At 63.5% G+C, this 13247-nt stretch carries 14 protein-coding genes and 1 pseudogene; 9 read left to right on the top strand and 6 right to left on the bottom strand.

Annotated features, from left to right (window positions below; genetic code table 11):
* Window positions 1-39: 39 nt before the first annotated feature.
* Window positions 40-342, top strand: a complete 303-nt coding sequence (locus DJ73_RS19775; protein WP_141212941.1) for a hypothetical protein — start codon at window positions 40-42, stop codon at window positions 340-342.
* A gap of 29 nt (window positions 343-371) precedes the next feature.
* A complete protein-coding gene (locus DJ73_RS10335; protein ID WP_094557905.1) occupies window positions 372-1394 on the top strand; it encodes a S8/S53 family peptidase in 1023 nt (340 codons plus the stop codon).
* A gap of 899 nt (window positions 1395-2293) precedes the next feature.
* On the opposite strand, the gene DJ73_RS10325 is transcribed toward DJ73_RS10335, so the two are convergent.
* Window positions 2294-3538: a site-specific integrase gene (locus tag DJ73_RS10325; protein WP_094557903.1), complete on the bottom strand. Its 1245-nt coding sequence runs from the start codon at window positions 3536-3538 to the stop codon at window positions 2294-2296.
* A 130-nt stretch (window positions 3539-3668) separates the two neighbouring features.
* On the opposite strand from DJ73_RS10325, the pseudogene DJ73_RS10320 reads away from it, so the two are divergent.
* The 3 genes and pseudogenes from DJ73_RS10320 to DJ73_RS10310 form a co-directional block, all read left to right on the top strand.
* Window positions 3669-4401: pseudogene (locus DJ73_RS10320) on the top strand (IS1595 family transposase); the annotation flags it as partial.
* Between the two features lie 373 nt (window positions 4402-4774).
* Complete coding sequence (locus DJ73_RS10315; protein ID WP_094557902.1) at window positions 4775-6529, top strand: serine protease; 1755 nt, start codon at window positions 4775-4777, stop codon at window positions 6527-6529.
* Window positions 6530-6653: 124 nt separating this feature from the next.
* Complete coding sequence (locus DJ73_RS10310; RefSeq protein ID WP_094522577.1) at window positions 6654-7646, top strand: MvdC/MvdD family ATP grasp protein; 993 nt, start codon at window positions 6654-6656, stop codon at window positions 7644-7646.
* 109 nt (window positions 7647-7755) lie between these two features.
* Here the strand turns inward: DJ73_RS10310 and DJ73_RS10305 are convergent, their stop codons facing one another.
* Window positions 7756-8544, bottom strand: a complete 789-nt coding sequence (locus DJ73_RS10305) for a winged helix-turn-helix domain-containing protein (RefSeq protein WP_094522575.1) — start codon at window positions 8542-8544, stop codon at window positions 7756-7758.
* Between the two features lie 584 nt (window positions 8545-9128).
* Between DJ73_RS10305 and DJ73_RS10295 the strand changes: the two genes are divergently transcribed.
* On the top strand, window positions 9129-9335 hold the full coding sequence (locus DJ73_RS10295) for a hypothetical protein (protein ID WP_094522573.1): 207 nt from the start codon (window positions 9129-9131) through the stop codon (window positions 9333-9335).
* A gap of 35 nt (window positions 9336-9370) precedes the next feature.
* Here the strand turns inward: DJ73_RS10295 and DJ73_RS10290 are convergent, their stop codons facing one another.
* Window positions 9371-9790, bottom strand: coding sequence for a universal stress protein (locus tag DJ73_RS10290; protein WP_094522571.1), 420 nt, complete (start codon window positions 9788-9790; stop codon window positions 9371-9373).
* A gap of 71 nt (window positions 9791-9861) precedes the next feature.
* Entirely contained in the window at window positions 9862-10380 is a 519-nt protein-coding gene (locus DJ73_RS10285) for a CinA family protein (RefSeq protein ID WP_094522569.1), read from the bottom strand.
* A 59-nt stretch (window positions 10381-10439) separates the two neighbouring features.
* Between DJ73_RS10285 and DJ73_RS10280 the strand changes: the two genes are divergently transcribed.
* From DJ73_RS10280 to DJ73_RS10270, 3 genes are all read left to right on the top strand, one after another.
* On the top strand, window positions 10440-11063 hold the full coding sequence (locus DJ73_RS10280) for a bifunctional 2-polyprenyl-6-hydroxyphenol methylase/3-demethylubiquinol 3-O-methyltransferase UbiG (protein WP_094522567.1): 624 nt from the start codon (window positions 10440-10442) through the stop codon (window positions 11061-11063).
* Window positions 11056-11556, top strand: coding sequence for a hypothetical protein (locus DJ73_RS10275; protein ID WP_094527494.1), 501 nt, complete (start codon window positions 11056-11058; stop codon window positions 11554-11556). The genes DJ73_RS10280 and DJ73_RS10275 overlap by 8 nt, the downstream gene beginning before the upstream one ends.
* Window positions 11557-11633: 77 nt before the next feature.
* Complete coding sequence (locus tag DJ73_RS10270; protein ID WP_094557901.1) at window positions 11634-11894, top strand: hypothetical protein; 261 nt, start codon at window positions 11634-11636, stop codon at window positions 11892-11894.
* 84 nt (window positions 11895-11978) lie between these two features.
* On the opposite strand, the gene DJ73_RS10265 is transcribed toward DJ73_RS10270, so the two are convergent.
* Both DJ73_RS10265 and DJ73_RS10260 read right to left on the bottom strand, forming a co-directional pair.
* Window positions 11979-12701 (bottom strand): thymidine kinase, encoded by a 723-nt coding sequence (locus DJ73_RS10265; protein WP_094522561.1) that lies wholly within the window; start codon window positions 12699-12701, stop codon window positions 11979-11981.
* 79 nt (window positions 12702-12780) lie between these two features.
* Window positions 12781-13236 (bottom strand): hypothetical protein, encoded by a 456-nt coding sequence (locus DJ73_RS10260; RefSeq protein ID WP_094557900.1) that lies wholly within the window; start codon window positions 13234-13236, stop codon window positions 12781-12783.
* Window positions 13237-13247: the final 11 nt, after the last annotated feature.

Below are 13247 nucleotides of genomic sequence, written 5' to 3'. Positions count from 1 at the left end.
AACACTTTTAAGTTTACACGCTGTGGATTGCTAGCATACATGATGACCCCTGAGAATTCGTCGAAATCAAGCCCTCCACATGTTGATCCCAAGCTAAGCAAACTTCGGGAGCGTAGAGAATTAAGTTCAACAGAAGTCTCTGTCCTGTTAAGGGGAACTGATGAGCGTTCTGAGACAATACACTATCTCGAAGAAATTGGTGCCAATGATATTGAAGCAGTTGCGTTTGAGTCTATTCGTGCTGATGTAACTGTTGAAACATTAGAAACTGCCTTTGATAATGGTGCTATCGAGGCGGCTGAGCTCGCGCGTCCAGTGAGGGTTTTTGACGAGGGAAATTAGAATCCGAGAGTGGCACAGATGACAAAGGTATATCGAGTGAGTTCATTCTCAAAAGCTACAGCCGTGCGCTGGGTATTGCTGACGTTGACACCACCGGTACAGAATTAACAATTGGTATCGCAGACTCATGTTGCTCCCCTCCGAAAAATTGTGAAGTAGAGTACGAGACCAAGGTCGACAAATTTGATCATCATGGTCAGGATCCCTATGGCCACGGAACTCGAGTAACTCGTATAATTACTAAGATGTTACCCGATGCAGACTACCAGTTCTATCGAATTGTTGGGAACCGAAGAGAAGGGGCATGCCAGCATCCGGCACTCCTACAGGCGATGTACACGGCATGGATGAGTGGAGTTGATATTCTTAATGTATCTGGCGGATACGAAGCGACAGAAAATCGTGAGCTTCCCTCAGAGAGAGAAATAACCAAATTCGCAGATCATGGGTTGACCACAGTCTCGGCGCTTGGGAATTATATAAAAGATGTAGTCACAGAACCAACGTTTCCCGCTAAGCATCCAGATGTAATTGGGGTTTCAGGGTACGAGCCCTATTGTAACTCTGATAAAGACATTAATGGAAGAGAAAAATCACACCAAGGATACACGTTTGGATCGAAATCAGTCAATAATACTTCCACTTCTGATAATAACTACTGTGGGTATCGATCGTGTCAAGATGGCGTTTGTACTGCTTCTGAGGAGTGTTCACTTACTGAAACCACATGGGATGGCAACGTTACACCGTCAGATAATAGCGCTAGTCCCGATGTGTACGCTCCAGTCAGGTACCCGGTAGAAGATGGGGATCGTGTTACTCGAAAGAGTGGTACCAGCTATTCAGCACCATTAATTGTAGCTACCATCGGCGCAGCTCTTGATGACGCTAAGCAGGCAGGGCGAGACCCGTCTCCCAAAGAGCTCCAGATTCAACTCAAAAAGACTGGTACACCCCTTACTGCTGATGATGGATATAAACCTAACGCTGCGAACCTTCTCACTGCACTCAAACCCGATGACTTATCAGTCCCGTCGTTAGAAGAGGAGTAATAATCATATTTGTTTATAAAATATACGAAATAAACCATATCTGTTATAAGTATATCCGAAAATAGAACGCTAACAGACTCAATCTTGTTGAATAGTGGTAGTATATATGAAAACCAGATGAGCCACAGATTGTTAGGGGTTGTTGTGGGTGATCTCAAACCCGAGGGTATTTCATTTTGACTCAGGGAACGCTATTCACCAGAACAATAGATTCAAACTTGGAAGAAGGCATGTTTATGTATATAATTCATATTTCACAGATCTATATGTTCTATTTCTATAGTTGAAAATATAGGTCTGGTGTTTTCATACACAAAACACAGTATTCCCAACAATGGATGTTTTATATCTTTTTTATTTACCAAAAATAAACAGGTGCTGAGCAGAACTTATCTTTATATTGTTACCGAGTCCACCTACAATCACAGCACTCGAAACATATGCGCACGACAGTAAAACACGGCGGCGGCTTCGTTGTGTCAGCTGCTTGGTGCGCTCAACACGGCTTGCTCAGCCCGTAATAGAGCACGACCGACACATCATGTCAACCGAAATCACCAGTGTCAACTATCGCAATCGTATCGCCATCGAGACAGGACCCTTCGGAACCACGGAGGAATCTAATGACTAAAGCTGGAGCTGATAGTATGTCCGAGTATACGCGTCAAAACACCGACTTCATCTCACGCGTTCTCGCTCACGGTGACGAGGAAGCGCGGGCCTACGCACTCGCACTGCTGGCCAATAGCGGTTCAGTCGAAGCCATAGACGAAGTTCAAGCACAATTAGACGAAATCCGTAGAGAAGTACAGTAAACCGCGGTATCACTGCAGCACTACACCCGTAAAATGAACTATCTGCCCTATTCACTCTCTAATCATAGGCCTGTCAGTCGATTGCTACTCCTCGGAGAGCGCCTCCGCAAATTCACGAGCGTCTTCGGCAAGTTCGGGATGGTCCTCGACGAGCTCGGAGAACGCCCGGGACTGTTCGAGGTCGTCGAGAAGGTCGTTGTTGTCTTTGACGAAGCTGAAGACGGCTTCCCGGACCTCCCGCTCCTCTTCCTCGATCGAGCCGAGAGCCCCGTATTCGAGCGGCTGATTACACCAGACACACGTCGAATGCTCCCGAGGAGTTCGTTTGTCACAGCGCGGACACTCGACCGGCCCGATGGGTTCGGGTTCCTCTTCTTCGACCTCCATTCCGTGTATTCGCGCGTATTCGGAGTCGGCCTCCCCTCCGAATCGAGCGATATAGTGGGCGGTCGCGTCACTGCCCCGCTTACGGCCCTGCCGATCCTCGATACGGGCCTGACTCATCCCTTGGCGCGCGAGGTAGGTGGCGTTCGACTTCCGAAAGTTGGTTGGGGTGACAGGCTTCTTTATTCCAGCACGCTCGGCAGAGGCCTCGAAGCAGTTCTTGAACTGTCGATAACTGAGTCCGTCCGATTCCGACAGCTTCGACCAGAGCGGAGCACCCGGATCATCTGGTGCCGGGTGGTCGGTCATCCATCGCTGAACGTACGGCACGCTTGGCACGAGGGAGACGGACCGCTGTCCGGTTTTGCCATCCACCCGAATCATGAGTCCGTGCTCGTGGTCGCTCACGTCGCCGACTGTGAGATCTTGGAGTTCGCCGCTCCGAGCTCCCGAGTCGAACGCCATCGCGATGAGGGCGGCGTCACGAGTGTTCAGTGTGTTCTCGATCATGGGGACGACGTCTTCGTTCCAATCGAGCATCTCCGACGGGTCGGGGACGGGGTTGTAGCTGTTGGAGGTCCCGGAGGGAATCCATCCAGTACCTGGAGGATGCCCATCGCCGTCGGTGACGCGCTTCCCGAAAACACGGAGGGCAGTTCGGTAGTCCGAGTTGGTGTTCTCGTTATCGTAAGTGCGGTTGATCCACCGGACGATGTCCTCGGTTGTGGACCGATCCTCAAGCGCCTCAGCGAGTCCACCAACCTCCTCGGCCATGATCGTACAGTGTCGGAGCAGTTTGTTGTGCCGGTGGTCGGTATACTCCGATTTCAGGAGGTCAAGGCGGTCGCTGAATGCGAGCAGTACTTCCTTATCTTCTTTTTTGATGTCACTAGATTCCTCGATTCTGTCTTGGAGATTGTTGATTTGCTTTCTGATATCTGGCATTTTTGGGATACCCTATCTTTAATAAGTTGGACTTTGAACCTTGCGATAGTGTCTCTGCCCTGGCTTGCTCGCTCTTCCGTAAACTGGTGTTACCAGAAAAATTAGTGCCTCTATTCGGGCAGAATCGGATATACAAACGAACCGCCCCGCTTTCGGCCAGAGGCCAGCGGAACTCGCGGAACATGGCGTAATAGAATTTCGGCCCGAGAGGCTCGACGCTATTATCGAGCGGCGTCTCAAGAAGATCTGGTGAGAACGCTCTTTTTCACCTGCGGCGCAGAGAGCCTCCACGCCCGCGACGGCTCCGACCGTATCTGGTGTGGCCGCTGTGACTGGAAAGCCACGTCCACCCGCCGGACGATCATTCTACGATTCGGAACTCATCCTCGGTGAGCTCCTCAACGTCTTCATTCTCCACGCTAACACACTGCTAAACATAACCCGGGCGGCCCTCCTCTCACCGTGTTACACGACACTTCACGACCAACTCAGCGAGTTCGAAACGCGTTCTGTCGGGGATTTCCGACTGTCTGGGAAATGCGCTCACAGACAGTCGATGGGCCAACACAGGTCAAAGAAACACACCAGGTGTGTGCCGGATTTGAATACAAAGACCAGCCACGGTCGAGTCCATGCCGCGGCGGGTCGTCAGAGGGCGGACGCACCCGCTGGACAGAGGATCAGGGAGAGGACTGACGCTCGTCGCGGCAGGCCGCGACGTGCTTCGGGTGGTGTCAGCTCAGGAGGGAAGCGACCACGAGGGCGATCTCGGGCCAGTTATTGAGGAGGTCGACGACTTCTCTCAACTGCTGGGAGAGGTCCGGACCGACGGACTGCCGGCCTCCCGAGGCATGGAGCATGAAGTCTGCGCCAACGCCGTCGCGCCCGATCACTTCGTGACCGGGCGGATCGACCGGCTGGTCGAGGAGTCGGTCGCGACGGGCGCGTGCGACACCCGCGAAGCGGCCCGCGAGGCATGGGGTGGGGCGTCACGTCGGGTCGGCCCGCGACACCGTGCCTGCTCTTGACACTTGTATCACGCCGTGTACACTGAAGACGTCGTGAACGGTGTAGCTCCCGAAACATGATACTGGCCCAACAAAAATCCGTAGACACCCTCATCTGACGGGGAGACCGTGGGGGACGGTCGGGTGGGGGCACCGACCGAACAGTCGCTCGGTTCGTCCCGACCGGCGCCCGACCGAGCCCGAACCAGCGATCCGTCGATACCTGACAATGGCAACACCGTCAGATCACGACCACGAACACGACAACGATGGCACAGGCCGTTGGGACTTCCCGCCGCTCTACCCGTTCCCCGTTGAGGAACCGCCAGTTGGGGAAATCCCGGACGAGGGGCTCCCCGAGGATCCAACGGATCACGAGGCGTTCATGGACTGGGTCGAGAGCCAGTGTGACACGACGAACGATAAACAACCCGTCGAACAGTACGACGGGACGCTGGGCGTCTCGAAGTCGTTCGTCGGCAACCACGAGTCACCCGTCGGCCTCATCCAATGGAACGACGACCTCGACCAGCGGTATTCGGACCCCGGCAGGTTCGCGGGCGATCGTTGGTGCACCGGGACGCTGGTCGCCGACGATCTGTTTCTGACGGCGGGGCACTGTTTCGACTCCGCCCCGGGCGTGCCGATGAAAGGTGGCCAGCGGATCCGTCCCCACGAAATCGCGACGAACATGCACGTCGACTTCAATTACCAAGTCGACCCGTCGGGGAACCTCCGGCAGGAACAGCAGTTCGACATCGTCGAGCTCGTCGAACGCGACAGGGGCGGACTCGACTACGCAGTGGTCAGGCTCTCGGGGACGCCCGGCAACCGGTTCGGGTCGGCGACGCTTGCTACCTCGCCCGTCCAGCAGGGCGATTCCCTCTGCATTATCCAGCATCCAAGGGGTCGCCCGAAGAAGATCGAAGCCGGGACGGCGACGCACGTCCATACGAGTTCGACCTCGGGACAGCTTGGGGAGGACTACTTCGGGTACGGTGACATCGACACGCTCCGCGGCAGTTCCGGGTCGGGGGTCCTCCGGGAATCCGACGGCGCCATCGTCGGCGTCCACACCAACGGCGGCTGCCGCGCCGGACGCGGGGGTCACAACCACGGAGTGAAGATCGGTCCGATTCTCAACGAGTCGGACGTTCTTACCGCGTTCTCATTGAAGAACCCGATCGAGGGGAAGATTCCCCTCAGCGAAAAGAACTTCCCATCCGAGAAGATGAAATTCACCGACGAGGGGGTCGGCGGGAACAAATTCCTCAACGATCCGCCGGTAGGGACCGGCGGCCGAGGGACGGTCAAACACGTCGACGACCGAAAGGCGACCGGGCTGGACAAACCGCCCGGCGACCCCGCCGGCCAAGGTGGGGGTGTCGGTGGCGACGTTCCCGGGGCTGGTGGCGGTCTTGAGTACACCCCAACGCGACCGTACATCCCAGAAAAAAACAAGTTCACCGACGAACCGGGCGGTACGCTCCCATTCCGCGACACGCCGATCGGCGGCGGCGACGGCGGCACCTCCCCGTACATCGACCGTCGAAAGGCGACCGGGCTAGACAAGCAGTTCGACGACATGGGGCTGGGACAGATGCCGTTCAGCCCGATTCAGCAACAGGGGCAGAGGCAACCGCAGGGATACGGATACGGCTTCGGGCCCGCCGGAGGGAGCAAAGCCGGCGGCGGAGAGCGTCCGTTCGTCCTCCAGACGCCACATCACGTGGGCCAAGGTTCCGGCGCCGACCTGCAGGGGACGGGACAGGGCCAAGGTCAGGGTCCACCCCACGGCCACGGCGGGACCGACCGGACGGCTGGCGGCGGAGGTGGGGAGCTGCAGTCAACCTACGAACAGCTCCTGAGCGACATGCAGCAGTTTCTCCAGCAACAACAGACGCAACTGCAGGCCATCAACGACCAGTACCGTCAGTTGGCCGCCGAGTACCAGCAATTCCTCTCGCAGGGGTCCCAGCGGTGACGCCCGCTCGCAACCGCCCCGACCGACGGGTCGCGTCATCGGTCGGTGACGCCGGGCGGGCGCGGCGGAACGGCCCGGCCCCGACCGGAGACGATCGAGGAGTGCCAATCCGGAGGGCTCTCCCGTGATCCTGGTCGTCTCCGAGGCCGACGATGACCACGCGCGGGCGGTCCTGGACCGGCTCGAGCGCCGCGGCGTCGCCGCCAGGCTGCTGGACACGTCGGCGTTCCCGCAGCGACTGTCCCTGTCGATGACGTACGCCCGGACGGACGGGGACGGGACCGGGGCCGACGGCGATGACGAGCCGGCGCTGCACGCCCGACTGGGCGACCTCGAGTTGGCCGACTGTGGCGCGGTCTGGTGGCGCCGTCCCCAACCGTTCGACCTGTCGCCGGAACTCACTGGCAACGTCGACCGGTCGTTCGCCTACCGGGAGTGTCAGGCCGCGATCGGCGGCCTCTGGCGGACGCTCGACGCGGAATGGATGAACCACCCGACCCACGACGAGGAGGCCGCCCGCAAGCCCTACCAGCTACGGGTCGCCCAGCAGATCGGGTTCGAAATTCCCGAGACCTGCATCACCAACGACCCGGCCCGGGCTCAGGCGTTCGTCGACGCACACGGCGCCTCGAAGACCGTGTACAAGGCGTTCACCGGAACCGAAGCCGCCTGGCGGGAGACACGCGTCCTCCGGGACGGCGAGACGGATGTCATCGCCGCCGTGCGGCACGCGCCGGTCATCTTCCAGGAGTACGTCCCTGCGGGCGTCGACCTCCGGATCACGGTCGTTGACGGCGAGGTGTTTCCGGCGGAGATCCACTCTCAGGAGACGGCCTACCCCGTCGACTACCGCATGAACGTCGATCGGGCCCGGGTCGAACCCGCCGACCTGCCCGACGACATCCGCGACCGGCTCCGGGAGTACGTCGACCGGCTGGGGCTGGTGTACGGGGCGATCGACATGCGACGGCGACCGGACGGGCAGCACGTCTTCCTCGAGATCAACCCGTCGGGACAGTGGCTGTTCATGGAGGAGCGTACCGGTCAGCCCATCACCGAGACTGTCGCCCGGGTCCTCGCGGAGGCAGACGCGCAGACACCGCCCGCCCGCCACTGATGGAATCGACTTTTCGGGACCGGTCCGATCCGGTCCGGTCGGGGCCTGACGACGAGGGAGCGCGCTCCGGATCAGAGCGTCCCTCGTCAGTGGCCCGCCCGGTGGAACGTCAGGCGCACACCTCCTCCGGGGCCAGCGGCGTCGCCTCCCGCAGGCAGGTCTCGAAGATGTCGATGGCCCACGCATAGACCGCTTCGTCGTCGGTGACCAGCGCACCTCTGAGCACGTTCCGGTCGTCGGTCAGATCGATCCTGACCGTGTCGTCGACGATCCAGACCGCGATCGGGACCTCCTCGCAGACGTACAAGTCAGCGTTCGCGTGGGCGAGCAGTTCGTTGACTCGTTGGGCCGTCGGGGGATGACTTCTGGCGGCGTCGACGACCGCCGGCGTAACGACGAGTTCCAGTCGCGTACCGTCAACGACGACATCCCGAAGGTTCTCGACGATCCGTGGGGCCGACGCACAGGTAACGGCTCGGATCCGTTCGCCGGCGCGGTGGAAGGCCGCGAGCTCCCGGAGCAGGACGGTCGCGTCGCTCCCGTCCACCAAGACGACCTCCGCGTTCCGCAGTCGCCGGACATCGAACGTCACGACCTCGCTTGAGAGCCACTGGAGCGGTTCCCGGAGACGGCGTTCGGCCTCGAAGTCGCCCACTAGGTCTTTGAACCGTTCACAGACCCAGCAGCCGAGCGGCGTCGTCGTGTACTCCCGTTCCGACCGCTCGATCCAGCCTCGGCCTTCGAGTTCCCGGAGAATGCGTGCGACGGTCACGCGGGAGGCGTCGACCGACTCGACGAGTTCGCGACGGCCGCGGGGCGACTCCTGGAGCAACTCTAGGATCGCGACGCGGTTCGCGGAGTTGGCCAGATACGCGATCTCGTCGAGCGCCGCCTCCATGTGTAACTGTACCACGATTTTTCGTATAAATCTATGGACCTCACATAATCTAAATAATTACGCGTTCGTCGGCGGGAATCGTCGTGCACCCGGAGCACCGACCGTGACTCATCGGCCTGTCGCTCCGTGGGATGTCCTCGGCGGTCCGGAGTCGATCGGGGGAACCGGCGACCGCGGACAGCGACGTGGACGTCGCGGCCGCCACGGTCGCTACGATCGTCGGCCGGGACGTGCCGCGCGATCCGATCCTCGCTCGGCGGGCCGAGTCGATGCGCCGATCGCTTCGCGGGACGGTGAAGCGAGCGATTCCGAGCTGGGCGCCCACCGTCCACTCGGGGCTGTTCGCCCGCGGGCGGATACAGGGGGATCGCACAGTTTCACCCGGACGAAGAGGAGCAGGCCGTCACCGAGCTGTTCGCGTCGGAAGCCGGAGCGGCGACGCGCCGGGGCGGCCCCCTGTACGTCGCCGCCGGCGACGAGGCGACCCTCTCGGCGCTGTGGGACGCGGTCAGCGACGACTCGCGGGGATAACTGGGTCCGTTTCTCGGAGAGTCACTTATATACGCCACACACCGATCCGCGGTATGGACCGGACCGACACCGCGCTGCTCGGCGTCGCCGGGGTCGTCGCCGCTCTCGTCCTCGCCATCGTCTTCGCCGCGGGCGTCCTCTTCGGCCTCGACGAGTCCGTGACTCGGCCGATCCGGCTGCTCGCCGTCGAACCGTTCGCGTGGATCGTCGTCGCGGCGCTGCTCGTCGCGGTCGTCGGTCACGCGTACATCGACGGCTGACGACGCGGACGGGGGGCCGGGCCGTCGCTCCCGCGTCAGCGAACGACCGTCACGGGGACCGGCGAGTTCTGGAACACCGACTTCGCCACGTTGCCGACGAGGAGCCGGTCGGCGAGCGACCCGCTGTGCGTCCCGATCACGACCGCGTCGAAGTCGTCAGCGCGCTCGACGATCCGGCTCGCCGGCGACCCGACCTCGGACTCCACCTTCACCTCGACACCGTACTCCGTGGCGATCTTTCCCGCCCGTTCGAACACGTCCTCGGAGAGCTCTCGGACCCGCTCCTCGCTGTCGTCCGCGAGCGCGATTCCCGTCGCCGCACCCATCATCCCGGAGGGCTCGCCGACGACGTGTAACACCGTCACGTCGGCGTCCCGATGTACGTCGAGCGCGTAGCGGAGCGCCCGTTCGGCGAGCTCTGAGTCGTCCATGGCCACCAGTACGCGCTCTACCATGGTACACGTACACGCGCCACGGGGGTAAACGCTTGCGGGCTCGGACGACTCGACCGGCGTCGGGCCTTTGCTTACTCCCCGTCGTCGATCTCTCGGACCGCCCGCAGTAAAGCGTCGAGCGCGGCGTCGACCGCGGCGCGTTTCACGGCGTCGCGGTCCCCGTCGAGGGCGACGCGCTCGCTCCGGACGAACGACGCCTCGGTCCCCCACGGCGCTGCGTACGCGACGCCGACGTACACGAGCCCGACGGGCTTCTCCGCGGTGCCGCCGTCCGGTCCGGCGATTCCGGTGGTGGCGACCGCCCACGTCGTGTTGGCGTGATCGCGCGCGCCGGCCGCCATCTCCTCCGCGACCGCCGCGCTCACTGCCCCCTCGGCGTCGAGCGACTCGCGGGAGACGCCGAGCACCTCCCGCTTCGCGTCGTACGCGTAGGTGACGAACCCCCGGTCGAAGTAGGCGCTCGCGCCGGGGACGTCCGTCACGCGCGACCCGACCAGCCCGCCGGTCAGCGACTCCGCGACCGCGAGCGACTCGCCGCGGTCGGTCAGCAGTTCGCCGAGGACCTCCGCGGTCGACTCCGTCTCGTCCATGCCCTTCGTCTGACCCGCACGCCCGTGGGATTTACGCTCGGGGGGACGCAAGCGCTCCCATGACGGACTGGGACGAGCGATTTGCGTCCGGCGAGTATCCCCGGGAGCCGGAGCCGTCGCCCGTGTTGCGCTCGTACGAGCCCGCGATCTCCGACGGACGCGCGCTCGACGTCGCCGCGGGCACCGGCCGGAACGCGGTGTTCTTAGCCGACGCCGGCTACGACGTCGACGCGCTCGACGCCTCTCGCGAGGGGCTACGGATCATCGGCGAGCGCGCCGCGGACCGGGGGATCGGCGACCGGATCGAACCGGTCCTGGGCGACGTCTCCACGTACGCCTTCCCGAGCGAGGCGTACGAGCTGATCACGATGAGCTTCTTCCACGTGCTCGACCGCTTCGCCGACCTCGCCGAGGCGCTCGTCCCCGGCGGCTACCTCTTCGTCGAGGGACACCTCCGGTCCGCGTCGCCGACGCCGTCCGGTCCGAGCGACGACCGGTACCGGTTCGCCGCCAACGAACTCCTGCGGGCGGGGCTCGGCCTGACAGTGCTGTACTACGACGAGACGACGGAGGAGCGCCCCGACGACCGACGCCGCGCGACGGCCCGCCTGCTCGCCCGCCGGTCGACCGGCGGGCGACAGTCGTATCCGCCGCGGCCCGGCGGGGAGCCGGCCGATGACTGAGGGCGGATCGCACGGGGAGTCGCTCCGCGCGCTCGTGGCGTCTGCCGTCGGCGACGACCTCTCGGGGTCCGACGACCCGGTTGCTGTCGTCGAGCGCGGTGACGACCCCGGACCCGCGGCGCGGCTCTCCGGGCTCGTCGCCGGCGACGACTCCGTCGCGGGCGTGGTCCCGCGGATCGACGCGTCGATCGCTCGGTCGGTCGCGGACGGGGTCGAGGGGACGGTGCGACTCGTCTTCACCGGACGCGCGAGCGATCGGTTCGACGGGCCCTCGGGCGCCGCCGTCCGTTCGATCCTCTCGGGCCACGGCGTCGAGGCGTACCGCCACGAGGGCGACTCGCCGGTCGGGATCCTCCTCGTCGGCGACCGCGCCGTCGTCGGGCTGTTCGACGACGCCGGGCTCGCCGCGATCCTGTGGTCCGACGCGCCGCCAGTCCGCGAGTGGGCGGCCGCGACCTGTCGCCGGTTCCTCTCGGCCGCCGAGCCGGTGTGACGGCCCGCAGCGCGGCGTCGACGACCGCGTGCGCACGCGGCGCACCGCTTTTAAATACGCCCGGCGAAGCGACTCGTATGAAGGCAGCGCTCCTGCTCATCGTCGGTTTCCTGGGACTGGTTCAGACGCTCGCCCCGCGCCCCGTCGTGCGGGCGTGGACGAAGGTCGTCTACCGCGACGCGGGCGACGCGGAACCCCGAGAGTGGGCCTACGTCGCCGCGCGAGCCGAGGGAGCGGTGCTCGCGCTCGTCTCGATGGCGGGGCTGTACCGCCTCGCGACGGCCGAAGCCGACGACAGTGGGCCGATCCAGGCGTCCGACGAGCCGACGGACGAGTAGCTCGGGCGAGCCCCGCCGCGAGCGACCGCGACCGCGGTTTCCGCCGCTGGGCTCAGTCGTCGCTGGGCTCAGTCGTCGCTGGGCTCAGTCGTCGCTCGGGTCCACCGGTTCCTCTGGGAGTTCGGTCGACGTCTCGCCGTCGGTCGACGTGTCGGGAGCGGCCGCTTCGTCGGACGTCGCCTCCTCGTCGGCCAGATACGACCGGCCGCCGTCCGGACGCTCACCGGTTCTCAAGACGTGGCAGTCGCGGCACCGCGCCTCGTACGACTCCTCGGCGCCGACGAGGATGGTCGGGTCCTCGGTGTGGGCGGGCTCGCCCTCGATGAGCCGCTGGTTCCGTGAGGCGGGTTCGCCGCACACCGAGCAGATCGCCTGGAGCTTGTCGACGTACTCGGCGGTCGCCATGAGCTGCGGGAGCGGCTCGAACGGCTCGCCCCGGAACGTCTGATCGGTGCCGGAGACGATCACGCGGGTGCCGGCGTCGGCGAGCCCGTTACACACCTCGACGAGCGCGTTCGAGAAGAAGTTCGCCTCGTCGACCGCGACGACCTCCGGGTACGGCTCGTCGTCAAGGATCGCCAGCGGCCCGTCGCCCTCGTTATCGACGACGGTCGCGTCCCACTGGCGACCCGTGTGACTGCCGATCGTCGTCTCCCCGTAGCGGTCGTCGACCGCGGGCTTGTACACCGCGACCGACTGCCCGGCGATCTCGGACCGGCGGAGGCGGCGCAACAGCTCCTCGGTCTTCCCCGAGAACATCGACCCCGAGATGACCTCGATCCACCCGGATCGAGTGATGGCGTGCATGAGCGATCGGGCTGGTGCCAGCGACTAAACCGTTTCTCTCCCGGCCCGTCGCAGGGGCGGAACGGCGGTCGGATCGCGGTCAGACGCCGCTCGCGAGCGCGACGACCATCGCGGCGGCGACGACGTACACCGCGGCCGAGACCGCCCAGTCGCGCCGGATCGTCGCGAGCCGCTGCCGGGGGATTCCCCGGGCGCGCGGGAGCGGGACGAGCGCGAAGAAGCCGATCATCAACGCGAGCATGACCGGCGACGCGACGGCGAGCGCGACCGGGGCGCCGACGCCGAGTCCGACCTGAACCGCGGAGACGAGACCGACGAAGAGGAGCCCCGAGCCGCCGCCGGCGACGTAGTGGACCCACGTGGCCAGCCGCTCCGGGGCCCGGTCGACCGACGTGTTTGTGAGCACGCTCGCGGCGACCCTGGGAGCCGTCGTCCCCTCCGGAAGCCGAGGCATCACGCGGTCCATCGCGAGCGTCGCGAGCAGTCCGACGACCGGCCCGAGTGCGAGGCCGGCGAGCAGCGAGAACGTGGCCATCGCCGATCGGT

The organism is Halorubrum sp. Ea1, assembly GCF_002252965.1.
Lineage (GTDB): Archaea > Halobacteriota > Halobacteria > Halobacteriales > Haloferacaceae > Halorubrum.
This window is presented reverse-complemented; position numbering and strand designations above follow the sequence as displayed.